Annotated in this window: 20 protein-coding genes and 1 tRNA gene; 7 read left to right on the forward strand and 14 right to left on the reverse strand. The window is 64.0% G+C overall.

Annotation, left to right across the window (positions count from 1 at the left end):
* Positions 1–77: 77 nt before the first annotated feature.
* Together AC6H34_RS28280 and AC6H34_RS28285 are read right to left on the reverse strand one after the other, a co-directional pair.
* Entirely contained in the window at positions 78–515 is a 438-nt protein-coding gene (locus AC6H34_RS28280) for a hypothetical protein (protein ID WP_497541055.1), read from the reverse strand.
* Positions 516–698: 183 nt separating this feature from the next.
* Positions 699–783: transfer RNA gene (locus AC6H34_RS28285), tRNA-Leu, on the reverse strand.
* Positions 784–886: 103 nt separating this feature from the next.
* On the opposite strand from AC6H34_RS28285, the gene lipB reads away from it, so the two are divergent.
* Complete coding sequence (gene lipB, locus AC6H34_RS28290) at positions 887–1,669, forward strand: lipoyl(octanoyl) transferase LipB (protein WP_448151302.1); 783 nt, start codon at positions 887–889, stop codon at positions 1,667–1,669.
* Here lipB and AC6H34_RS28295 read toward each other — a convergent pair.
* The 4 genes from AC6H34_RS28295 to AC6H34_RS28310 all read right to left on the reverse strand — a co-directional run bounded on the left by AC6H34_RS28295 (position 1,653) and on the right by AC6H34_RS28310 (position 6,040).
* Complete coding sequence (locus AC6H34_RS28295; RefSeq protein WP_497541056.1) at positions 1,653–2,120, reverse strand: hypothetical protein; 468 nt, start codon at positions 2,118–2,120, stop codon at positions 1,653–1,655. The two genes, lipB and AC6H34_RS28295, sit on opposite strands and share 17 nt — an antisense overlap.
* Before the next feature lie 144 nt (positions 2,121–2,264).
* Entirely contained in the window at positions 2,265–2,939 is a 675-nt protein-coding gene (locus AC6H34_RS28300) for a Crp/Fnr family transcriptional regulator (RefSeq protein ID WP_497541057.1), read from the reverse strand.
* 157 nt (positions 2,940–3,096) lie between these two features.
* Positions 3,097–5,112 (reverse strand): acetyl-CoA carboxylase biotin carboxylase subunit, encoded by a 2,016-nt coding sequence (locus AC6H34_RS28305; RefSeq protein ID WP_497541058.1) that lies wholly within the window; start codon positions 5,110–5,112, stop codon positions 3,097–3,099.
* A gap of 166 nt (positions 5,113–5,278) precedes the next feature.
* A complete protein-coding gene (locus AC6H34_RS28310; protein WP_448148046.1) occupies positions 5,279–6,040 on the reverse strand; it encodes a hypothetical protein in 762 nt (253 codons plus the stop codon).
* A gap of 406 nt (positions 6,041–6,446) precedes the next feature.
* Here AC6H34_RS28310 and AC6H34_RS28315 point away from each other — a divergent pair, with 406 nt between their 5' ends.
* Positions 6,447–7,394, forward strand: a complete 948-nt coding sequence (locus AC6H34_RS28315; protein ID WP_497541059.1) for a ring-cleaving dioxygenase — start codon at positions 6,447–6,449, stop codon at positions 7,392–7,394.
* A 102-nt stretch (positions 7,395–7,496) separates the two neighbouring features.
* Entirely contained in the window at positions 7,497–8,114 is a 618-nt protein-coding gene (locus AC6H34_RS28320; protein WP_497541060.1) for an alpha/beta hydrolase, read from the forward strand.
* Positions 8,115–8,268: 154 nt separating this feature from the next.
* Here AC6H34_RS28320 and AC6H34_RS28325 read toward each other — a convergent pair whose 3' ends face one another.
* Positions 8,269–9,801 (reverse strand): acyl-CoA carboxylase subunit beta, encoded by a 1,533-nt coding sequence (locus AC6H34_RS28325; protein ID WP_448148049.1) that lies wholly within the window; start codon positions 9,799–9,801, stop codon positions 8,269–8,271.
* 127 nt (positions 9,802–9,928) lie between these two features.
* Positions 9,929–10,477: a GNAT family N-acetyltransferase gene (locus AC6H34_RS28330; RefSeq protein WP_497541061.1), complete on the reverse strand. Its 549-nt coding sequence runs from the start codon at positions 10,475–10,477 to the stop codon at positions 9,929–9,931.
* Positions 10,478–10,656: 179 nt separating this feature from the next.
* Between AC6H34_RS28330 and AC6H34_RS28335 the strand changes: the two genes are divergently transcribed.
* Both AC6H34_RS28335 and AC6H34_RS28340 read left to right on the forward strand, forming a co-directional pair.
* A complete protein-coding gene (locus tag AC6H34_RS28335; protein WP_497541062.1) occupies positions 10,657–11,940 on the forward strand; it encodes an aspartate aminotransferase type Ic in 1,284 nt (427 codons plus the stop codon).
* 557 nt (positions 11,941–12,497) lie between these two features.
* Positions 12,498–13,679 carry a heme-binding protein gene (locus tag AC6H34_RS28340; RefSeq protein WP_497541063.1) on the forward strand — a complete coding sequence of 394 codons (1,182 nt, stop codon included), beginning with the start codon at positions 12,498–12,500 and terminating at the stop codon, positions 13,677–13,679.
* A 106-nt stretch (positions 13,680–13,785) separates the two neighbouring features.
* Here the strand turns inward: AC6H34_RS28340 and AC6H34_RS28345 are convergent, their stop codons facing one another.
* Genes AC6H34_RS28345 through AC6H34_RS28355 form a run of 3 tightly spaced genes read right to left on the reverse strand, consistent with a single transcriptional unit; the run spans position 13,786 to position 16,265 of the window.
* A complete protein-coding gene (locus AC6H34_RS28345) occupies positions 13,786–14,574 on the reverse strand; it encodes an ATP12 family chaperone protein (protein WP_448148052.1) in 789 nt (262 codons plus the stop codon).
* Positions 14,571–15,251 (reverse strand): HAD family hydrolase, encoded by a 681-nt coding sequence (locus AC6H34_RS28350; protein ID WP_448148053.1) that lies wholly within the window; start codon positions 15,249–15,251, stop codon positions 14,571–14,573. The genes AC6H34_RS28345 and AC6H34_RS28350 overlap by 4 nt, the downstream gene beginning before the upstream one ends.
* A 6-nt stretch (positions 15,252–15,257) precedes the next feature.
* On the reverse strand, positions 15,258–16,265 hold the full coding sequence (locus tag AC6H34_RS28355; RefSeq protein ID WP_448148054.1) for an RluA family pseudouridine synthase: 1,008 nt from the start codon (positions 16,263–16,265) through the stop codon (positions 15,258–15,260).
* A 170-nt stretch (positions 16,266–16,435) separates the two neighbouring features.
* On the opposite strand from AC6H34_RS28355, the gene AC6H34_RS28360 reads away from it, so the two are divergent.
* Complete coding sequence (locus AC6H34_RS28360; protein ID WP_448148055.1) at positions 16,436–16,837, forward strand: GFA family protein; 402 nt, start codon at positions 16,436–16,438, stop codon at positions 16,835–16,837.
* An 85-nt stretch (positions 16,838–16,922) separates the two neighbouring features.
* Here AC6H34_RS28360 and pdxR read toward each other — a convergent pair whose 3' ends face one another.
* On the reverse strand, positions 16,923–18,320 hold the full coding sequence (gene pdxR, locus AC6H34_RS28365; protein WP_497541064.1) for a MocR-like pyridoxine biosynthesis transcription factor PdxR: 1,398 nt from the start codon (positions 18,318–18,320) through the stop codon (positions 16,923–16,925).
* A gap of 70 nt (positions 18,321–18,390) precedes the next feature.
* Between pdxR and AC6H34_RS28370 the strand changes: the two genes are divergently transcribed.
* Positions 18,391–19,137 (forward strand): pyridoxamine 5'-phosphate oxidase family protein, encoded by a 747-nt coding sequence (locus tag AC6H34_RS28370; protein WP_448148057.1) that lies wholly within the window; start codon positions 18,391–18,393, stop codon positions 19,135–19,137.
* 99 nt (positions 19,138–19,236) lie between these two features.
* Here AC6H34_RS28370 and AC6H34_RS28375 read toward each other — a convergent pair whose 3' ends face one another.
* Both AC6H34_RS28375 and AC6H34_RS28380 read right to left on the reverse strand, forming a co-directional pair.
* Positions 19,237–20,547, reverse strand: coding sequence for a replication-associated recombination protein A (locus tag AC6H34_RS28375; RefSeq protein WP_448148058.1), 1,311 nt, complete (start codon positions 20,545–20,547; stop codon positions 19,237–19,239).
* Complete coding sequence (locus tag AC6H34_RS28380; RefSeq protein ID WP_448148059.1) at positions 20,547–21,941, reverse strand: Do family serine endopeptidase; 1,395 nt, start codon at positions 21,939–21,941, stop codon at positions 20,547–20,549. The genes AC6H34_RS28375 and AC6H34_RS28380 overlap by 1 nt, the downstream gene beginning before the upstream one ends.
* Positions 21,942–22,257: the final 316 nt, after the last annotated feature.

Raw genomic sequence — 22,257 nt, forward strand, 5'->3', positions numbered from 1 at the left:
GCCCAACGATCATTTGATCGGTGCTCTCGGCCAATTGCCGAGGCTGCCGGCCGGGGTTGAGCGTGCCGTCAAAAAGGCTAGTCGCCCCCGCGTCGTTTGACTTCCTCGATGATACCGTTTGCGAAAGCGGCGCCCGCCCCGAATACCACCCAGAGAGGCACGCCTATCGCCGTTCCGAGAGCCGCGATGCCGGCACTCTGTCCACCGGCAAGCGCCACCCCCACGGCGGCACCGGCGAGGCCAAATCGCGCGGATCGGCTACGATTATCCCAGCCGACCTCCTTCAACTTCTTCGCCGTTATCCGAACGGCCGGCCAGACCACCTTGGCGGAAGCCGTCGCGGCGATCGCCATTCTTGCCTTTCGCATCGGCGTGAGTTCGCTGTCTCTGATGAGGAGCAGTTGCGCGGCCCAATCCCGCAATGCGATGCGTTCGGACTCGGACGCCATATCCATGACCTCGACCAGTGCAAACGCTTGCCTGTCGCTCAGCGGCGTCTTCTCCTCATCGGCCATGTGCTCTACGCCCCCTCGCAGCGAAAGCCTTCTTCATAGCATGTTGGCGCGATTCCACGTTCTGCTCAAAACCAAGCCGGTTCGCATGAAATGAATGGGGGGAGGCTTTGGCGAGCAAGCGCAAGCACCCAAAAACAAAAGGCGATCCATTCCTGGATCGCCTTCTGGAGCAATGCTCTGAATTGGTGCGGTCAAGAGGACTCGAACCTCCACTGGTTGCCCAACTAGCACCTCAAGCTAGCGCGTCTACCAATTCCGCCATGACCGCGGGTGCTTCGCGAAGCCGGCTCGAAGCCGCGCTGCCGTGTGAAGCGGCGCATCGTCTAACAGATCGAATACAGGGCAGCAAGGCCTATTGCTGATTTTCTTGCATTCCCATGACAACCCTTGCCGAAGCCCCTGAATCCACCGATATGAGGGCTTCCTGCCCCTTGGATCAGACCTTCGTGACCAGCCGCGACGCGCTTGCCAGTTCCTTCCTGCCGATCAGCGATTCTCCTCCCGTGGAATGGCAGGTGCTTTCCGGCCTGGTGCCCTACGCGGAAACGGTGGCAGCCATGGAGGAGCGGGCGGCCGCCATCGCCGACGGCAAGGCGGCGGAATGCGTCTGGCTGCTCGAGCACCCTGCCCTCTACACGGCAGGCACCTCCGCACGGCGGGAAGACCTGGTGGCGCCGGACCGTTTTCCGGTGCATGAGAGCGGGCGCGGCGGCCAATATACCTATCATGGCCCTGGCCAGCGGGTGGCCTATGTGATGCTGGACCTGAAACGCCGCGCGCAGGATGTGCGCCTGCTCGTGACCGCCCTCGAAGCCTGGTTGATCGAAACGCTCTGGGCCTTCCATGTGCGCGGCGAGCGGCGCGACGATCGTGTCGGTGTTTGGGTACGCCGGCCCGAACGCGGGGAAGGCGCCGAGGACAAGATCGCCGCGATCGGGATTCGGCTGCGGCGATGGGTGTCCTTCCACGGCATCGCCATCAACGTCGAACCGAATCTCGAACACTTCTCCGGTATCGTTCCCTGCGGCGTGCGGGATCACGGCGTGACCAGCCTGGTCGATCTGGGCTTGCCGGTGACGATGGAGGACGTGGATCTGGCGCTGCGGCAGGCTTTCGAGCCGATATTCGGCGCGACGCTTACCAGGTCGTCCTGACGGTCGAAGCCAGGCCGTTGCCGGGCACGATGGCAAGGGCGATCAGCCAGCCGATCATGGGACCGCTGAACAGGCCGAACGTGGCGATGGCCTGCTGCCAGGACGCCAGTGCCTCCGGGTTGAGGAGGAAGATGGCTCCGGCCACCGCCAGGAGGTACAGGCCGAGGAAAATCGGGATGACGAAGCCCGACCATCCGAAATCATGGAGACGTTTGCGCGACAGGCACAGCGCAGACCAGGCGACGGCAGCGACGAAGGCGAAGGAACCCAGCCCGAAGGGACCGCTCCAACCCCGCATGCCATGATGAACGCCGATCGCCGCCAATGCCAGCAGAAGGACGCCGGCCGCGAAGGCGGCCCGATCGATCGCCCCATTGGGCGAAAACAGCAAACGCAGGATGACGACTGACAGCATTGTCCTGACGAGACGGTTAAACAAAGCTGATTTCATGTTTAACATCGGGAGGTTAACGTCACGTTTCAACGCGACGAATCAACCTTGGGCCGCATTCTCCGGCCAAAAGCGCTGAACTCAGGTCATGGGCGTAGAGGCGGCGGCAGGCGCACCGCAGAGGAAGGTTTGCGATTCCGGAGGCTACAGCCGCCCTGTCGTCACCCGCATCTTGTCCGCAAGACCGCCGCCAATCCGCCGATAGAGGGCATACGCGATCTGCTCGTCGCGCTTGCACAGCGCCTTCAGCCTTTCCTGATCGAAGGCGAGCACCCGCACCGCATCCTCGGTGGTCACCGTCGCCGTGGCGGGAACACCGGTGGCGAAGGAGACATCCCCGACGAAGGCCCCCGCCCCCACATGCGCGACGAGTTGGTCTTTCACGCGCACCTCGGTCTGCCCCTGGCAAATGAAGGTCAATTCCTCGACGGGCCGGGACTCGGTCGTCACCACGGTCCCGGCCGGCAGGGTGCGCCACTCGGCGGTACGCAGCAATTGAGCCACCTGCGCCTTGTCGAGATCTCCCACGATCGGCTTGATGAAGGCCTTCTCGTCCTCGCTGAGCCTCAGGCTGAAGCGATCCCGCAGAAGCACGCCGAGCTGGACCAGGTTGATCAGGATGAAGGCGCTGTCCCAGGCTATGCTGGGCCAGACGGGCGAGCCGCTGAACAGGAAATAGAGGACCTCGAAACTGATGCCGACCACGGCCGCCAAGCGCAGCCAGAAGATATTGGTGAGCAGATAGGAGACGGCGATGATCGCGTAGGCAATATGTCCGGGCACGGCCGCCCAGCTGAAGAACTGATCCCAGATGCTCAAGGCGCGGCTCCATCAACGCGAGATGCCAAGCGACGGAAAACCGCGAATTTGGAGCGCAGTCTCTGGCTGCCGGTCTTGAACCGCCGTGTTCGCCGGACAAGTCGATGACGGCCGAGGCCGCCACTCCAAAACATCGGCGATTTACAGCGCCCGTGGTCTACGCAAATTCCATGATCACGGCATCCACCGCAAGCGTGTCGCCGGATTTGACGCGAATCTTCTTGACGGTTGCGTCGCGCTCCGCCCGCAGCACATTCTCCATCTTCATGGCTTCGACCACGCAAAGGGCTTCGCCTGCCTTGACCTCCTGGCCCTCCCTGACCTCGATGGCGCGAACGAGGCCGGGCATCGGGCACAGCAAGGCGGTTGAGAGAGCCGCGTTCGTCTTCACGGGCATGAGGCGAGCTAGTTCCGCCTCCCGCGTTGTGTAGACGCGGACTTCCGCTGCAGCCCCGCGGTGGGACAGCACCACGCCGTTCGGGATGGGCCGCACCAGCATGGCGACGGCCTCGCCATCGATCTGCCCCGTCCACACCGGCTGGCCCGGCTTCCAATCGGAACTCAGCGTCACGAGCCGTCCCGGCGCCCCCTCCAGCGTCAGGAATGTAACCTGCATCTCTCCACGCGCATCGTCCACTTCGAGGGTGAGGGACTCCTGCCCCATCACGGCCACGCGCCTGCGGTCGAAGATGACGGGGGGGCCACCCATCTGGCCGCTGATGCGGCGTTTGCGCTGGTTCTGCAGATGGTCGATCATCGTGGCCACCGCGGCGAGGCGGTCTGCCACCACGCCGTGTGGGGCCGCCGACGCGAAGCCGGCCGGAAATTCCTCGGCGATGAAGGCGGTGGAGAGCCGCCCTTCTTTCCAGCGCGGGTGGTCCATCAATGCCGCCAGGAAAGGAATGTTGTGCCGGATGCCTTCGATGACGAAACCATCGAGCGCATCCGACATTGCGGCGATCGCACCCGCGCGCGTCGGCGCGTGCGTACAGAGCTTGGCGATCATCGGGTCGTAATTGATCGAGATCTCACCGCCCTCGAACACACCCGTGTCGTTCCGGACGGTGACTTCCTTGTCGCGCCGCTCCACCGGCGGCCGATATTGCGTGAGGCGGCCGATGGACGGCAGGAAGTTGCGCACCGGATCCTCGGCATAGACGCGCGATTCCACCGCCCAGCCGTTCAGCTCGATGTCGGACTGCTGCAGAGCCAGTTTCTCGCCAGCCGCTACGCGGAACATCTGCTCGACCAGATCGATGCCGGTCACCAGTTCCGTCACCGGATGCTCGACCTGCAGGCGCGTATTCATTTCGAGGAAGTAGAAGCTCTTGTCCTGACCGGCGACGAACTCCACCGTCCCGGCGGAATCGTAGTTCACCGCCTTGGCGAGGGCGACGGCCTGTGCGCCCATGCGCGCCCTCGTCTCGGCATCGAGCAGGGGCGATGGTGCCTCCTCGATCACTTTCTGATTGCGGCGCTGGATCGAGCATTCGCGCTCGCCGAGGTGGATGACATTGCCGTGCTTGTCGCCCAGTACCTGGATCTCGATATGGCGTGGCTCGACGATGAACTTCTCGATGAAGACCCGGTCGTCACCGAAGGAGGCCTTCGCCTCCGAGCGTGCGAGGCGGAACCCCTCCTCCACCTCGGCGGCCGACTGGGCAATGCGCATGCCCTTGCCGCCTCCGCCAGCCGACGCCTTGATCATCACGGGGTAGCCGATCTCGTCGGCAATGCGGATCGCGGCCTTGCCGTCCTCGATGACGCCGAGATGGCCGGGCACGGTTGAAACTCCCGCAGCAGCGGCGGCCTTCTTGGACTCGATCTTGTCGCCCATCGCCGCGATGGCGTGGGCATTAGGCCCGATGAAAACGATGCCGGCTTCCTGGAGGGCGGTAGCAAAGGCTTCACGCTCGGAAAGAAAGCCATAGCCCGGGTGGACGGCATCGGCACCCGTCTGCCTGCAGGCGGCGATGATCTTGTCTATGCGAAGATAGGATTCCGACGCGGCAGGCGGTCCGATATGCACCGCCTCATCGGCCATCTCGACGTGGAGCGCATCGCGATCAGCATCCGAATAGACGGCAACGGTCGCTATACCCATCCGGCGAGCCGTCTTGATGATCCGGCAAGCGATCTCGCCGCGATTGGCGATCAGAACTTTCGAGAACATGCCGGAGACCACCTGAAATGCCACGGAAACCCATTGCACGGCGTCTCACAGAATTGATCCGCGCGCAATGAGTCGCGCCGCATGTTGGCACCGCCTTGAACAGGAATGCCGGCCCCAGGGCCGGCATTGAGCTCATTCCGAAGATGCCGGGGCCGAAAGCCCGCGCTCAGATCATCTGGCTGATCGACTTGTCCCAGTTGTTGGTCGCGGCCATCTGACGCGGATCGACCAGCGCCAGCAGCGCGCGCTCCGCTCGGCTGACGACGCCGTCATGCTGGATCCGGCGGCTGAGCCAGGCGCTGTCACGGTCGTCGAGCACGACCGGCGTGGCCATCGACAGGCCATGCGTGTCGTTGGGCAGGTTGGTGGCAAGGAGATGTGCCTGGATCGCTTCTGCGAACAGGCCGTCCCAGGCGGGATCGTTGCCGCCCGTGCAGCCTTCCGCCATCTCGAAGAGGATGTCGGCCTCGGGACGTGAAATGATGCGGCGCTTGTCTCCGCGGGCAACCTGGAACAGGCGCGCGAGATTGGCGACATCCCTTGAGTCCACCACACGCGAGAAATGGATGCGGCCCAGTGCAGCCGGCCCCTCGCCGGTCATCGCGGAATGCTGGATCTGATGCAGGGCGAAGCTCGCAAGGGCGGCAGGCACGCTGTCGGCCTTCTCGATCAGCCTGATCAGCATCTCGAGCTCGGCAGCATTGGCCACCAGCCCCTCCCCGCCATCCAGCATGGAGAGCAGCCAGTCCGACTGCTCCTTGGAGATGCTGCCCCGAGGAGCGCCATTCTCCAGCATGTAGGACGTCAGCATGTCCTCGAAGAGAGTATTGAAGCCGGCATCGCGTCCGGCCAGCATGCCCTGAAGGGCGAAGAGAGCGTCAGCGTCGGCGGCCTGCAGCGGCTCACCCGCCCGCCAACGCTGGCGCATTTGCCCGACTTCGGATTCCTCCACCGCGCCTCGCTCCAGCGCAGGTTGTATCAAAGTTGCGATTGGCGACGTCACCATTGTTCAAGCCTTGCAAATGTCTGCGCCAAGCCCCCGGCGCCTCATGAGGCCACTTTGAGCACGCATCACTCAAAGCTGCGTTAATGGGAGAAGCCTACAGGGCGGAGGTGGCCAAAGAATGTGCTTTTTGCCACAAAGCTGTGGCATTGCCGCGATGCAAACCAGTCTTGCACATCTTTGCACATTCGCAACTATCTCTATCTTACCGCCAACGAAGCGAACGGAGAAAGCCGTCAACTCTGCGCTTCATCTGCTTGATACAGAAAGATTTTCCTAGAGAACTCGAATGGATCGGGTTTGCAGGACGGCAAGCTGGAGGGCAGCTTTCATGAGCACCATCGCTTCTACCGGCACGACAAGCGCCGGGATTCACCATATTACCGCGATCACCGCCGATGGCCGTGCCAACATCCGCTTCTACCGGGACGTTCTTGGCCTGCGCCTCGTCAAGCGGACCGTCAACTTCGATGATCCAACGGCCCATCACCTCTATTTCGGCGATGCCACCGGCAGGCCCGGCACCATCCTGACCTTCTTCGCGTGGGCCGGCGCCAATTCCGGCAAGTCGGGTACCGGAGAAGCGCAGACCATCTCCTTTCGCGTTCCAGAGGGATCTCTCGACTGGTGGCGGGGGCACCTGGCCAGCATGGGCATCCCCCACGAGGAAAGCGGGCGCTTCGAGGAGAAGTTCATCGCCTTCTCGGATCCCGACGGCATCCACCTGGAGGTGGTCGCAACCGGCAAACCGGAGGGCGGGAACTGGGCGGGCAATCCGATACCGGTAGAGCACGCGGTCGGCGGTTTCCACGGCGTGACCCTGCATGTCTCGGCCGAGGAAGGCACCGCCCGTGTCCTCACGGAGGCATTCGGCTTCACTCATGCGGGCCGTGACGGCGACGTCAGCCGCTACAGCAAACCGGAAGGCGTCATCGGTGGTCATGTCGATGTGATCGTCGACGAGAAGCGGGTACGGCCCTCGATGGGAGCAGGCTCGATTCATCACGTCGCCTTCCGGGCGGCCGGCGATGCCGAGCAACAGGCCCTCGCTGACGCACTCGGCACGATGCACATCTCCACCACGGAACAGAAGGACCGGAACTATTTCCGTTCCATCTACTTCCGCGAACCCGGCGGCACGATCTTCGAGATCGCCACCGACGATCCCGGTTTCGCGGTGGACGAAAGCGTCGATACCCTGGGTACGGTCCTGAAGCTGCCGGCGCAGTATGAAGTCTATCGCCGGCAGATCGAGGCCGCCCTGCCGGATATCGACTGACCGACGGCGCGAACGGGTCCTTCCCAAACGGCGCCGTTCGCGCCCCTCCTCGACCTCGGCGTCTTCAAGAACGGATGAGATGTCCGCACTTCCAGGTGAACCATGTCCACTCTCTCCCACATCCATCGTTTCGAGCCAGGCCCCGGCTCCCGGAGCCTGCTTCTCCTTCACGGTACCGGCGGCGACGAACACGACCTCATCGATCTCGGCCGCGCCGTCGCGCCTGGCGCACCGCTGCTTTCGCCGCGCGGGCAGGTCAGGGAAGGCCCTGCCAACCGCTTTTTCCGCCGCATGGCTGAAGGCGTGTTCGACATACCGGACCTGAAGGCTCGTACGCAGGCCTTGGCCGACTTCGTTTCGGAGGCAGGCAAGAGCTACGGGATCGAACCGCCTGTCGCGCTCGGCTTTTCCAACGGCGCCAATATCGCCGCCTCGCTGCTGCTGCTCAGACCCGAGGTACTTTCCGGCGCCATCCTCCTGCGGCCGACCCTGCCCTTCGAGCCGGATCGCCTGCCGGATCTTGCCGGCAAGCCCCTGCTGATCCTCTCCGGCCAGGCCGATCCCATGGCTCCCGCGTCCAAGGTCGAGCGGCTGGCGACCCTGCTGCGCGAGGCCGGCGGCAATGTCAGGCACGAGGTCCTGCCCGGCGGACACGGCCTGCTGCAGCGGGATCTCACGCTGGCGCAAAGCTGGTGGGAAGGGCTCAAGGCGGCAGCGTAGGCCAGGGCGAGCGGGACACGGAGTGGCGATCGAGGGCGGCATCGGCAGGGCCGATGTGACGGAGATCGCCATCTCTCCCTCCCGTGGAATGCCTTGGAAACCGCCCCGCCGCGTTCCATCCGTCTCCAGGGCAGAAGCGGGCAGGACGTCCGCCTTACAGCGGTATGTTGTCGTGCTTCTTCTTCGGCGCCTCGACATGCTTGTTGCGCAGCATGGCCAGCGCCCGGGCCACGCGCTTGCGGGTCTGCGAAGGCTGGATCACCTCGTCGACATAGCCGCGCTCGGCGGCCACGAAGGGGGAGAGGAAGCGATCCTCATAGCGTTTGACGTGCTCGGCTATCTTCTCCGGATCGGCCATGTCCTGCCGGAAGATGATCTCGACCGCCCCTTTCGCGCCCATCACGGCGATCTGCGCCGTCGGCCAGGCATAGTTGACGTCGGCGCCGACATGCTTCGAAGCCATGACGTCATAGGCGCCGCCATAGGCCTTGCGCGTGATGATGGTCACCAGCGGTACGGTCGCCTGCGAATAGGCGAAGAGCAGCTTGGCACCATGCTTGATGAGGCCGCCATATTCCTGCGCCGTGCCGGGCAGGAAGCCGGGCACGTCCACCAGGGTGACGATCGGGATCTCGAAGGCGTTGCAGAAACGCACGAAGCGAGCCGCCTTGCGGCTGGCATCGGAATCGAGCACCCCCGCGAGCACCATCGGCTGATTGGCAACGATCCCCACCGTCCGGCCGCCGATGCGCGCAAAACCGGTGATGATATTGCGGGCGAACTTCTCCTGGATTTCGAAGAAATCGCCCTCGTCGGCCAGCTTGGCGACGAGTTCCTTCATATCGTAGGGCTTGTTGGGATTATCCGGCACCAGGGTGTCCAGCGAAGGCTCCAACCGCTCGACATCGTCGAAGGAAGGCAGTTCCGGCGGTCCCTCGCAATTGTTCGCGGGCAGGAAATCAATGAGGCGGCGCATCTGCAGGAGCGCTTCGACATCATTCTCGTAGGCACCGTCCGCAACCGAGGAACGCACGGCATGCACCGAGGCGCCGCCGAGTTCCTCCGCCGTAACGGTTTCGTTCGTTACCGTCTTGGTCACATCGGGACCGGTGACGAACATGTAGCTGGTATCCTTCACCATGAAGATGAAGTCGGTCATCGCCGGGGAATAGACGTCGCCGCCCGCGCACGGGCCCATGATCAACGAGATCTGGGGAATGACGCCCGATGCCAGCACGTTGCGCCGGAAGACCTCGCCATAGCCGCCGAGTGCCGCGACACCTTCCTGGATGCGGGCGCCGCCTGCATCGAACAGGCCGATGATCGGGGCGCGGTTCTTCAGCGCCATGTCCTGGATCTTGTTGATCTTGGCGGCATGCGTCTCCGAGAGCGAACCACCGAATACCGTGAAGTCCTTGGCAAAGACGAAGATCTTGCGCCCGTTCACGGTGCCCCAGCCGGTGATCACGCCATCTCCGGCGATATGGCTTTGATCCATGCCGAAATCGACGGCGCGGTGCTCCACGAAGGCATCGAATTCCTCGAAGGACCCGGCGTCCAGCAGGAGTTCCAGGCGCTCGCGGGCCGTGAGCTTGCCCTTGGCGTGCTGGGCTGCGATGCGTTTCTCGCCGCCGCCCAGGAGTGCCTGCGCGCGGCGTGTTTCGAGTTCGGCCAGGATGTGCTTCATGAACGGCGTTTCCGGCGGCTCGTTGTGAAGGGCGCCGCTTCTCGACCCATACCGCGACATTGCTAAAATTTCACCGGGTCCACCTACAGGATTCCACAGGAAGTAGAAAGCCTCGCGCCGCAAGGGATCACGGTATAGCCTCCATCTCGGCCGGCAGCGTCCTCGCACCCTCCCCGAGAGAGCGCTGCATGAGCACCGTGTCCACCCATCGACCGTGCTTGAAGCCCACCGTCCTGAGAACGCCGATCTGCGTGAAGCCGAGACTCCCATGCAGGCCGATCGAACCGGTGTTGCCGCTGTCGCCGATGACGGCGAGCATCTGCCGCCAGGGACCGGCCTCGCACCGGGCGATCAACGCGCGGAGCAAGGCGGAGCCGATGCCCCGCCCGGCGAGCCCGGGTGCCACATAGACCGAGTCCTCCACCGTGTAGCGATAGGCACGGCGTGGACGATAGGGCGTCGCATAGCTGTAAGCGGCGATACGGCCCTCCAGTTCGGCGACGAGATAGGGCAAACCCCGCTGCACCACCGAGGCGCGGCGTCGGCGCATCTCCTCGAGGCTGGGCGGCTCCTCCTCGAAACTTGCGAGGCCATGCAATACATGATGGGCGTAGATGGACTGGACTATCGCCATGTCCAGGTCGTCAGCGTCGCGTATGATCGGTGCAGCCTTCATGCTTCCCTGCCGAGACTTCTCGACGGAGATAGTAGCCACCCCATCCCCCAAGGCGAGCGCAATCATGCGCCGGGCCCGGCATCGGCCGGCTTTTCCATCACGAAGCGCGGCACCACGCTTGAATGCCATGCCGTTGCGCGATAGTGCAGCCTCCAGCGTCACCTGTAGAGAACCTGCCCATGTCGAGCCTGGCCCATATGAGCGCGGAGGCCATCAGCGCCCTGCACCGTGATCTCACCCGTGAATATGAGGCGCTGAAGGACCGCAAGCTTTCTCTCGACATGACGCGCGGCAAGCCGGCGCCCGAGCAGCTCGACCTCGCCAGCGGCATGCTGGCGCTACCCGGCAACCGCGATCATCTCACCGAATCCGGGGAAGACGCGCGCAACTATGGCGGCCTGCAGGGCCTCGCCGAAGTGCGCAACCTGTTCGCGCCCGTGCTTGGCGCACCGGCGGCGCAGATCGTGGTCGGCAACAATTCGAGCCTCGCCATGATGCATGACGTCCTGGTCTACGCCCTGCTGCGGGGGCTGCCAGGCGGCAGCAGGCCATGGTCAAAGGAAGAGGAGGTCAGCATACTCTGCCCGGTACCCGGATATGACCGGCATTTTGCCTTGGCCGAGTCCTTCGGCATCAAACTCATTCCGGTACAGCTCACCGGCGAGGGCCCCGATATGGACGAGGTCGAGCGTCTGGTGGCGGACGCCCGCGTCAAGGCGATCTGGTGCGTGCCTCAATATTCCAATCCCAGCGGCGAGACCTACGGCGGTGATACGGTGGAACGCCTCGCACGCTTGAAAACCGCCGCGAGCGATTTCCGCATCCTCTGGGACAATGCCTACGCGCTCCATCACCTCAGCGACGAGCGCCCGCATCTGCGCAACATCCTGGATGCCTGCACCGAGGCCGGCCATCCCGATAGGCCGATCGTCTTCGCCTCGACATCGAAGGTCACGCTCGCCGGAGCGGGTCTCGCCTTCCTGGCCGGTTCGCCCGCCACGGTGCGCTGGTATCTCGACAGCGCCGGCAAGCGCACCATCGGCCCGGACAAGCTCAACCAGCTGCGCCATGTGCGCTTCCTCAAGGACTACAAGGGCATCTCCGATCACATGGAGAAGCATCGCGCCTTGATTGCCCCCAAATTCGCAGCGGTCGAGGCAGCCTTCGAAGGCCGGCTGGAACCCTACGGCTTCGCAAGCTGGACGAAGCCGGCGGGTGGCTACTTCATCATCCTCGACGTCTTGCCGGGCACTGCCGGGCGGGTCGTCACCCTCGCCAAGGCAGCCGGGCTCGCGCTTACGCCCGCAGGTTCCACCCATCCCTATGGGAAGGATCCGCTCGACAGGACATTGCGCATCGCACCGACCTACCCGAGCCTGGCCGAAGTCAGGCAGGCCGCGGAAGCGGTCGCGCTCTGTACGCTGCTCGCCGCCTGCGAGAAGCGTATCGCTGGGGAAGGCTGACCATCGCCCAGGTGAAAACGCGAGAAGCTGACAACGGGGGAACGGGGCCGCAGACAAGGTCACCGCCCCCCATCATCGGCCACCTGCCGAGACGCTGCCGGGCACCGGCATCGCCAAGGTACAAACCTTTCCGAGCCGAGGCACAACCCATACTTGCGGCACATCGATATCGCAAATATAAGTATAATATAGATTTTGTCACGGCAATATCACACCTTCTCCGGCATTAAACTCCCTATATTATAGATACTGCAATTTGCTTGGGTCTCATTTCGAATTGAGCAAGCAGCTTTAGGCATATTCCTGCCTGGAGAAGCTGACACCTAAACTATTACCCATCTTATTCCAACGACAGTTGAACTCCCTGCCGGAGAAGGTCTGCTTGCGTTTGCACGCCGGCTTTCCCGGGACGCCGAAGCACGCCCCGGCCCCCACTGCCAATGAATTTGCGGGCCGGGGCGGCGTTGCCTTCATCCGGTGGCTGAATCCACCGGACGGGCTTTCTGCAACGACGAGGCGCCCTTCGCAGGCCTCGTCCAGAACCGGAGAACTCTGCAATGACGCAAGACATAAAGCTCGAATCCGCCGTCTCGCTGCCCAGCGGCTTCAGGTTCGACGAAGTGTCCAGCCTCACGAGGCTGAAGACGCTGGGCAAGGCGACACCGAGCCTCGGTCCCCTCGCCGCCTTCACCGGCACTTTTACCGGCAGCGGCTTCAATTCGATCTTCCGACCTCAAAACCCGACGACACCGACACCGTTGCCGACCCCGCAGCCCAACAGCGATAATATCCTGGAGTTGAACATCACCTCGGAGACCCTTTCGTTCTCCTCTCCCTTGGGTTCGGTCCCCAATCGCGGCATGGTACAGGGCGACATCTTTCTCAACGGCGTCCCCTATCTGCAGAGCATCAACGACATCACCGTACCCAGCCAGCCGACAGGCATCCACCTCGAGCCTGGACTATGGGTCATGGTTCCCTTGACGACCAACCCAGCCGAGGGGCAGACCTTCACCCGCATGGCCTCCATCCCCCATGGCACCACCATTGCCGCGCAGGGCACGGCGACGACCGTCAGCGGCAAGCCGACGATAGCACCTGTAGACATGACGCCGTTCCTCACCGCCAACCCCGCGAACAGGATCAAGTTCGCGAGCCAGACGGCAGCAACCCAGAATACGCCGCGCATCCCCCAGGATCTGACTTCCTTCATCCAGCAGGGCACTATCACGCAGGCCCTTCTCGACGATCCCAACACGCTCCTGCGGAACCACATCGTGTCGCAGACCATCATCTCGACGACAGTGCTGGATATCTCCACCAGCCCTGCCACCCCTCTGTTCGGAGGCGGTACGGACAACATCGCCTTTCTTCTCGGCAATGCGGGTGCTCTCACCAACCCCAATCCGCCCGGCCCTAACGCCCAGTCGCTGAAAATGACGGCGACGTTCTGGATCGAGACCGTCGAGCACGTGCTGCATATTCCGATCTTCAGGACCGGCCATTCTCCACTGACGATTCACGCCGAAGGCGGCGCGGCCGGCCAGCCCGTGCCGAAGTTCCACGTTGCTCCGCCGATCACGATCGAGACGCCGCGCACCATCAAGGTGCATTCGACGCAGATCCAATATTCACAGGTGGTTTTCCTGAACTTCAACGGGCTGACCTGGCCCCATGTCTCGGTGGCGACGCTGGTGCCGTCCCATCCGATCACCATCCCTCCGGGCGCCTGGAACTAAGGCAGAAGGGAGTGACGTTACCCGTCATTGCCGGACGCCAAGGGGAATGGCCGCCTTCCCGACCGGTGGCCATTCCCCTCCCGCCGACCTGTGGATCATCGCTGGCTCAGCGCAGCATGCCCAGCAGCCGCGAAGCCGCTTCCATCTCACGCCAGCGCCAGGCACGGCGCTGCTGGGCATCCTCGTCGCTGCCCCAGAGCTCGATCTGATAGTCCTCGTCGACATGCGCAGCAGCCCAGGCCGCCTCCGGTTCGAGATGGCCCCTGGCCACGGCAAGCGCCAGCACGACCGAGCCTGTCAGCGTTGTAATCACATGGAGACTTGCAAGACCCAGCTCGTCGAAGGTCGACACGGCATTTGCTATGGCCGCCAACGCCTCCGGCGCCTGGGCCTTGTGGATGATGCCTTCGGCCAGAACGAGTTCAGCACCGATGTTCCCGGCGCACCATGCGAGAAGGGGGTCCCAGGCCTCCTTCTGCCGGCGAACCAGCTCCTCCGGTGTCTCGGCGCGATAACACAGGAGGTCGGAACCACCATATTTCGCGATCTCGTCGATCACCGCCTGCCGGGTCGGGCGGACGCCGTCTATGGCGGAATTGGCAATGCGCGTCATGGGCATGGAGAATGGGTCGATATGACTGCCCTGCCCGTTCCATTCCTCCGCCAGCGCCTGGGCGACATCACGCGATGCGAAGGCCAGCAGCGACTTCGCCGGCGTCCGGGCGACGCGGCCGTCCAGGGCCACGGCGTGAAGCCCGTCCTTCTCGACGGACGCCGCCTGCGTGTAGAAACGCTTCGGCAGCTCCGGCTTCATGCCCTTCTGGGCAGCATACATGGGATCGGGCATGGAGCTGTCGCGGAACCAGTGCCCGTAGAAATCGCGCTCGTCGCTCATGAGGGTTCCGCCACCTTGAAGGCATCGACCAACGGCAGAAGCTGGGAGAACTCATCGATGATGTGATCGGCACCGGCCTCGCGCAAGTCCACCACCGGATGGTTACCCCAGGACACGCCGATCGTCGCCGCGCCGGCGGACCGCCCCATCAGGATATCAAAGCTGGTGTCGCCGATCATGACCGTCTGTCCCGGTGCCAGTCCGACCTCGCGGGCGGCCTGCAGCACCATGCCCGGATCCGGCTTCGAGGGAGCGGTATCGGCCGTCTGGATTGTCGCGAACACATCCCCACCCCAGCCCAATCCACTCAATATGCGCTCGACGCCGCGCATGGACTTGCCGGTGGCGATGCCGAGGATGACATCCTCGCGCCGGCGCAGTGTCGCAACCGCCTCCGCAGCGCCCGGAAAGAGCGGCGGGGCATGGGCGGGATCATCCACGCGCGCCAGGAACGCCTCCCGGTAAAAGGCGGCCGCCTGTTCGATCTCGGCAGCGCTCGTATCTGCGCCGAGCAGCTGGCGCACCGCGGGCTCCAGCGAGAGGCCGACGATGCCGAGCATCTGCGCGCGCGGCAGCAACGGGCGGCCCAAGCGTTCGAACATATGGACCAGGCAGGCATAGATCAGATGCTGGCTGTCGATCAGCGTGCCGTCGACATCGAACAAGACGAGTTTCACTTGGGATCAATCCTCCGGCGCATCGACAATGGGATCATACGCCGAGGTATCGAAGCCGAGGATCTCGAAGCTCTGGCGCATATGGGGCGGCAGGGGCGCGGTAACGTCGAGCGTACCGCCGCGCGGATGCGGCAGCGTGATCCGACGCGCGTGCAGATGCAGCTTCTTGGGCAGTTCCTCGGGGACGTTCTCCATCGCCTCGCCATATTTGGGATCGCCGATGATCGGATGGCCGATATGGGCGGTGTGCGCGCGCAGCTGGTGCGTGCGACCGGTGACCGGCTTCAGCGACAGCCAGGACACGGAGTTGGCGGCCCTGTCTACAAGTGAATAATAGGTGACGGAATGCACGGCCTCCTCGTCGCCATGCTTCATCACCCGCACCTTCTCGCCATCCATGCCGAGCTGCTTGGAGAGGAACAGCGAAATGCGACCCTGCTTGGGCGAAGGCACGCCCTTCACCAGCGCCCAATAGATCTTGCGGGCGGAGCGGGTGCGGAAGATCGCGCCGAGATCAGACGCGGCTTTTCGAGTCTTGGCCAGCACCAGAACGCCGGAGGTGTCGCGATCGAGACGATGCACGAGACGCGGCTTTTCGCCATCGGGGCCGGCCAATGCCGCGAGCATGCCGTCGACGTGACGCTCCGTGCCGGAACCGCCCTGCACGGCGAGACCGTGGGGCTTGTTGATCACCAGCACGTCCTTGTCCTCGTAGAGGATCAGGGAGCGGATGAACTCGGCATCCTTCTGTGCCTGGACCGAGCGTTTGGTCGCGACGTGGGGATTGGATGCCCCGGGCTCGGATTTCGGCAAAGGCGGGATGCGAATGCTCTGGTTCTTCGCAAGACGATCATTGGTCTTGGCGCGCGCGCCGTCGATCCGGACCTGGCCCGACCGCAGCAACTTCTGAAGATGGCCGAAGGCAAGGTCGGGAAAATGCGTCTTGAACCAGCGGTCGAGACGCATGCCGTCCTCATCTGCGGTGACGATACGTGTTTCGACCAGAAAGGACATCAAGATTCCGAAGCGCGATGAAAGGGATCGCGTCCCTATAAAGCAGCGGGCGCGCCATGTCTGCCCGAAATTCGCGAAGCAGGGCGCGGATAGGCGTGGCCATAGCCCCGATCACCGATAAAAGAAGCCGGGCATCGGAAACTGCCCTCTCATTGGAAGGGAATGCATATATGACGACCAGGAACGACAAGGCCCTTCGCGCCACGGGTGGTTGCCTGTGCGGCTCGGTCCGGTACGCCATACGTGGTGCCCTGCGCGACGTATGGGCATGCCATTGCGCGCTCTGCCGACGGGTCCACACCTACGCGGGTGCCTACGCAGCCTGTGACCCGGCGGACCTCCATATGGAAAGCGACAGCAAGCTCAGCTGGTATCGGTCCTCGCCGGCGGCCAGGCGAGGCTTCTGTTCCGAATGCGGAAGTCACCTGTTCTGGGAGGGTACGGCCAAGGGACATGTTTCCGTCTCCGCCGGCTCGCTCGACGAACCGACCGGCCTCAGGCTGGTGAAGCACATCTGCACCGCGGAGAAGGGCGATTTCTACGAGATCACGGACGGCCTGCCCCAGGAATAGCCGCACGAAAGGCAGCGGTTCCCCTGTGCTTTTCCCGGCAGAGCAGGCGCTTGCGGGAAGGAATGCCCACGGCCCGGCAACGTGCTCACAACAACCGGCACAACCTTTCGGCCGCCTCGGCGAGTACTTCTCCGTCGAAACCCGAAAAGCCCAGGATCAACCCCTGCCGCTGCGGCGCATCGAGATGGAGCGGAGACAACGGCAGAGCCCCTACATCCGCCTCACGCGCCGCAATCGCGAGTGCCCTGTCGTCGAAGCTCGAAGGCAGGCCCGCCACCAGATGCAGGCCCTGCTCGGGTACATCGACCTCGAGCCCCCCTCGCCTCAATCCGGCCACGAGACGATCCCGTGCCGACTGAACGCGTCGACGGACGCGCCGCAGATGTGCGGCGAAGTGCCCCTGGTCGAGGAAATCGGCGATGGCGCCCTGCGCGAGCGTGGGCGGCTGGCGATCGGACTGGATACGCAGCCTTAGCACGGCGGCCAGGAGCGCCCTCGGCACCACTGCGTAGCCGATGCGCATCCCGGGAAACAGTACCTTCGAAAATGTGCCGAGATAGGCGACCCTGTCGCCGTCGTCCATGCCCTGCAGGCACGCGAGCGGTGGACCGGAAAAGCGAAATTCGCTGTCATAGTCGTCCTCGATGATCCAGCCGTCGTTACGGCGTGCCCATTCCAGCAAGGCAAGGCGGCGGCGCATGCTCATGGCAACGCCAAGCGGGAACTGATGCGAGGGGGTGACATAGGCAAGCCTCGCCTTCGAGCACGCGATGGTCCCCTGGGCCGAATCGATCCCCTCTCCGTCAACCGGCACACCGACGAGACGAGCGCCCGCAGCCTTCAGAATTGTACGAGCTTTGCCGTAGCAGGGATCCTCGATCCACGCGGCGTCGCCCGGGCGGATGACGCTGCGCACCACCAGGTCCATGCCGTGCATCGTACCAGTAGTGACGATGATTTGCTCCGGATCGCACCGCACGCCGCGCGCGGTGCGCAGATAGGCGGCGATTGCATCGCGCAGCGCTCTCGTTCCCCTGGCGTCGCCGTAGTGGAAATGCTCAGGCCCGGGACGCGCAAGGCTGCGGGACAGCAGCCTGCGAAAGATCCGCATGGTCTTCTCGTCCATCGTCGCGACGCCCAGTTCGCAAGGCAGCGGTGGCGGTGGCGCCGCCATTGGCGGAACCTCCCGCGATACCGGCGCCAGTGCCGGCACCTGCGGGGCAACAAAGGTGCCGGCCCCCACACGTGCCTCCGCGAAACCATCCGCGACCAGCAACTCGAACGCCGCCACGGCCGCGGCGCGCGAAACGCCCAGGCGTGCTGCAAGGTCGCGGGTCGTGGGCAGCTTGGTGCCGGACGGCGCCTGGCCGCCCTCGATCAACCGGCGGATGGCGGCATAGAGTTCCCGGGTGCGGGGCCCTTCACCCGGTAACACCGGCATCAACGCCGACCAGTCCGCCGAATTGGTTCGAAGTTTTTTCATAGGATTGGATCTTTTTTGAACCAATATAAAGGGGCACCTTGCCCCGATCGTCGTTTCGAAAGCAAGGGCCATGAAGGAACAGGAATCCACTTCGACCAGTTTCGCCGTAACGGGACGCAATCGGCTCAAGCGCCGGCACGACAGGGGCCGGTATGATCATGAAGCGGTCTATGCCGTTCTGGATGCCTCCTTCCTGTGCCATGTCGCCTATGTCATCGACGGCCAGCCCTATTGCACGCCGACCATCCATTGGCGCGAGGGCGACTGGCTCTATTGGCACGGCTCCTCGGCCAGCCGCATGCTGCGCGCTCTCAAGGGCGGCACGCCGGTCTGTCTCACCGTTTCCCATCTCGATGGGCTGGTGCTGGCGCGCAGCGGCTTCAATCATTCGGCCAATTACCGCTCGGCGATCTGCTTCGGGACCGCCCGCATCATCGACGATCCGCAGGAGAAGGCGAAGGCCCTGCTCGGCGTCGTCGACCGCTTCTATCCCGGCCGGGCCGCCGAGCTTCGCCAGACCCATGAGCAGGAGGCCAAGGCGACCATGGTAATCGGCATGCGCATCGAGGAGGCTTCCGCCAAGGTGCGTGCCGCCGGCGTTGGCGATGACGAGGAAGACTATGGCCATCCAGTCTGGGCCGGCGTCATTCCCGTAAGTACGGTGGTGGGCGCTGCCCAGCCTTGCCCACGGCTGCTGCCGGGCATGGAACAGTCGGCGGGACTTGCCGGCTATCGCGCCGGACGGCCGCTGGACGAGGTGCTGGTCGAGGCACAGCGTCTCTATGAAGGCGAGGAGACGACTGAATTGGTCGCGTGAATGACCGGGGCCTTCATGGAGCGGCAGGCATCACGCCTGCCGCCCGCTCCCCCGAAGCGCGTGATTTGCAAAAGCGGACTGGACGTCGCCGTCCCGTGACTATTCCTCTCCCCGCTCGCGCCGAAGCTTCTCCCAGTAGTCCAGCCGCTTGCGGATTTCCCTTTCGAAGCCCCGCTCCACCGGTTCGTAGAATTGCCGGCGCCCGAGCGCGTCGGGGAAATAGTTCTGGCCGGAAAAGCCGTCGGGCTCGTCGTGGTCGTAGCGATAACCGGCGCCGTAGTTCTCGGCCTGCATCAGCTTGGTCGGCGCGTTGAGGATGACCTTGGGCGGCGTCAGGGAGCCGGCCTCCTTGGCAAGACGCGTGGCGGCCTTGAAGGCAGTGTAGGCGGCATTCGACTTCGGCGCCGTGGCGACATAGATCACGGCCTGCGCAATGGCGAGCTCGCCCTCGGGACTGCCCAGGAAATCATAGGCATCCTTGGCGGCATTGGCGACGACGAGGGCTTGTGGATCGGCCATGCCGATGTCCTCCACCGCCATGCGGACCACCCGCCGGGCGATGAACAAGGGATCCTCGCCCGCGTCAAACATCCGGGCGAGATAATAGAGCGCGGCGTCGGGATCGGAACCGCGCACCGATTTGTGCAGAGCCGAGATCAGATTGTAGTGGCCATCCGCTGACTTGTCGTAGATCGGTGCCCGGCGCTGCAACACCTGCTGGAGCGTGGCGGCGGTGAAGACCTCCCCCGGCTTCGCCGCGCGCCAGGCCTCCTCGGCCAGAGTGAGGCTCGCGCGGCCGTCGCCGTCAGCCATGCGTACCAGCACCGCCCTCGCCTCGTCGTCGAGCGGAAGCTTGCGGCTCTCGACCTCCTCGGCATGGGCGAGCAGGCGCAGGATCGCCGCCTCGTCGAGCGCGTTAAACACCATCACCCGGGCGCGGGAGAGCAGCGCGGCGTTGAGCTCGAAGGATGGATTCTCGGTCGTGGCGCCTACCAGCGTTACCGTGCCGTCTTCCATCACTGGCAGGAAGCTGTCCTGCTGGGCGCGATTGAAACGATGGATCTCGTCGACGAACAACAGCGTGCCGCGCCCCATCATGCGGCGCGAGCGAGCTGCCTCGAACACTTTCTTGAGATCGGCGACACCGGTGAAAATTGCGGAGATCTGCTCGAAGGCAAGATCGGTTTCCCCTGCAAGCAGCCGTGCCACCGTTGTCTTGCCGGTCCCCGGCGGGCCCCAGAAAATCAGGCTGCCGAGCGAGCCGGAGGCAAGCAGGCGCGTCAGCGCGCCTTCGGCGCCGACGAGATGGTCCTGCCCGGCCACCTCGGCAAGCGTCTTCGGCCGCATGCGATCCGCCAATGGGCGCGGTGCGTCCTTCTCCAGCCCGGCCGAGGAAAACAGATCCGCCATCAGCCCCCCAGGATCGTCGATATCTGCTGGCCGTCACGGTTGATGGTGATCCGCCACAGGCGGCGCTGTTCCTGCGCCAGTTCGTTCAGCGCCTTGGGGTCGGTCACCTTCTTCCCGTTGACGACCAGGATGATGTCCTTCTTCTGGAAGCCGAAATTGGCGGCGGCGCTGCCGTCCTCGACATCGACGACCACCACGCCCTCGGCGTCCATCGACATGCCGAGCGACTCGGCTACCGCCGGCGAGAGATTGGCAACCTTGGCACCGGCCAGCGGCGAATCGCCTTCGAGCACAGTTTCATCGCGCGGCGTGGTCTCCGGCGCCACGACCAGCTTGACGGGAACGGTGACATGGTCGCCCTTGCGCAGAACGTCGAGCTGCGCCGTACCGCCCAGCGTCTTGGTGGCGAAGCGGTAGCCGAACTCGTCAGGATCGGATATGGGCACACCATCGACGCTCAACACGACATCCCCCGTCCGCAGACCGCCCTGTGCCGCCGGACCATCCTTGGCGACATCGGTGATGAGCGCGCCAGCGGGATGATCCATCGACAGCGACTCGGCGATCTCCGAGCTCACGCTCTGCATGCTCGCCCCGAGCCAAGGCCTCAGCACGCGGTCCGATCCGGCTTGCGCGGATGCCACCACGACCTTCACCATGGCTGCGGGAATGGCGAAACCGATACCAATATTGCCGCCGGACCGGGAGACGATCGCCGTGTTGATGCCGACGAGCTTGCCCGACATGTCGACAAGTGCGCCGCCCGAATTGCCTGGATTGATGGCGGCATCCGTCTGAATGAAGGACTGGAAATCCGACTGCCCGACCTGACTGCGCGCCAGGGCCGATACGATGCCGGATGTCACCGTCTGCCCCACGCCGAAGGGGTCACCGATAGCCAGAACAAGGTCGCCCACCTGGATCTTGTCGGAATCAGCTATCTCGAGGGTCGCCAGATCACCCTTCACACCCTTGAGCTTGAGGACCGCCAGATCCGCCCGCTGGTCCTTGAGGATGATGTCCGCGTCGAACTCCCGCTTGTCGGAAAGGGCGACCCGTACCTGCGTGGCGTTCGCGATCACGTGGTAGTTGGTGACGATCATGCCGTCCCTTGCCACGATCACGCCGGAACCGAGCGAGCGTTCCACGCGGTCACGCGGTGCCCCGCCACCGCCGAAGAACTGGCGGAAGAAGGGATCGTCGAACATGGGATTGGCCTGAGCCTTCTCGACATGGGTGGCATAGACATTCACGACGGCCGGCGTGACGGCCTTCACCACGGGCGCGAAGGAGAGCTTCACCTGCCCGGCGCTCTGCGGGACGGCGGCATCCTGTGCGTGGACCGGCACGAAGCTGGCGAGCAGGATGAGAGCGGCGGGGGCAAGACGGCGCATGAACAACTCCGGCGGGGACTGGTTCGTCAAATCAGGGATCTTCTGAACCAGATTATGCGTAAAGCCAATGGTGCAAATGTGGTTGCTGGGTGTGAGGACTTCCAGTCTGCCCCCGAAGCCGCGTGAGGCCGTCGTGCCGCCGTACGAGCCCGAACCGCTCGCCGGTGATGAAAGCTCTTCCTCGCTCCGGTTCGTCGGATGCGCACCGCAGCCAAACCGATCTCGCCATGGCGGAAAGAGGCTGGCGTCTCGCCTGCCCTCTGGCACTTTGAAGCCTGTCCAGAGGAATGAAGCCGGGCCAGGATGCCTATACTCC

Source organism: Labrys sp. ALF-8 (genome assembly GCF_059699065.1).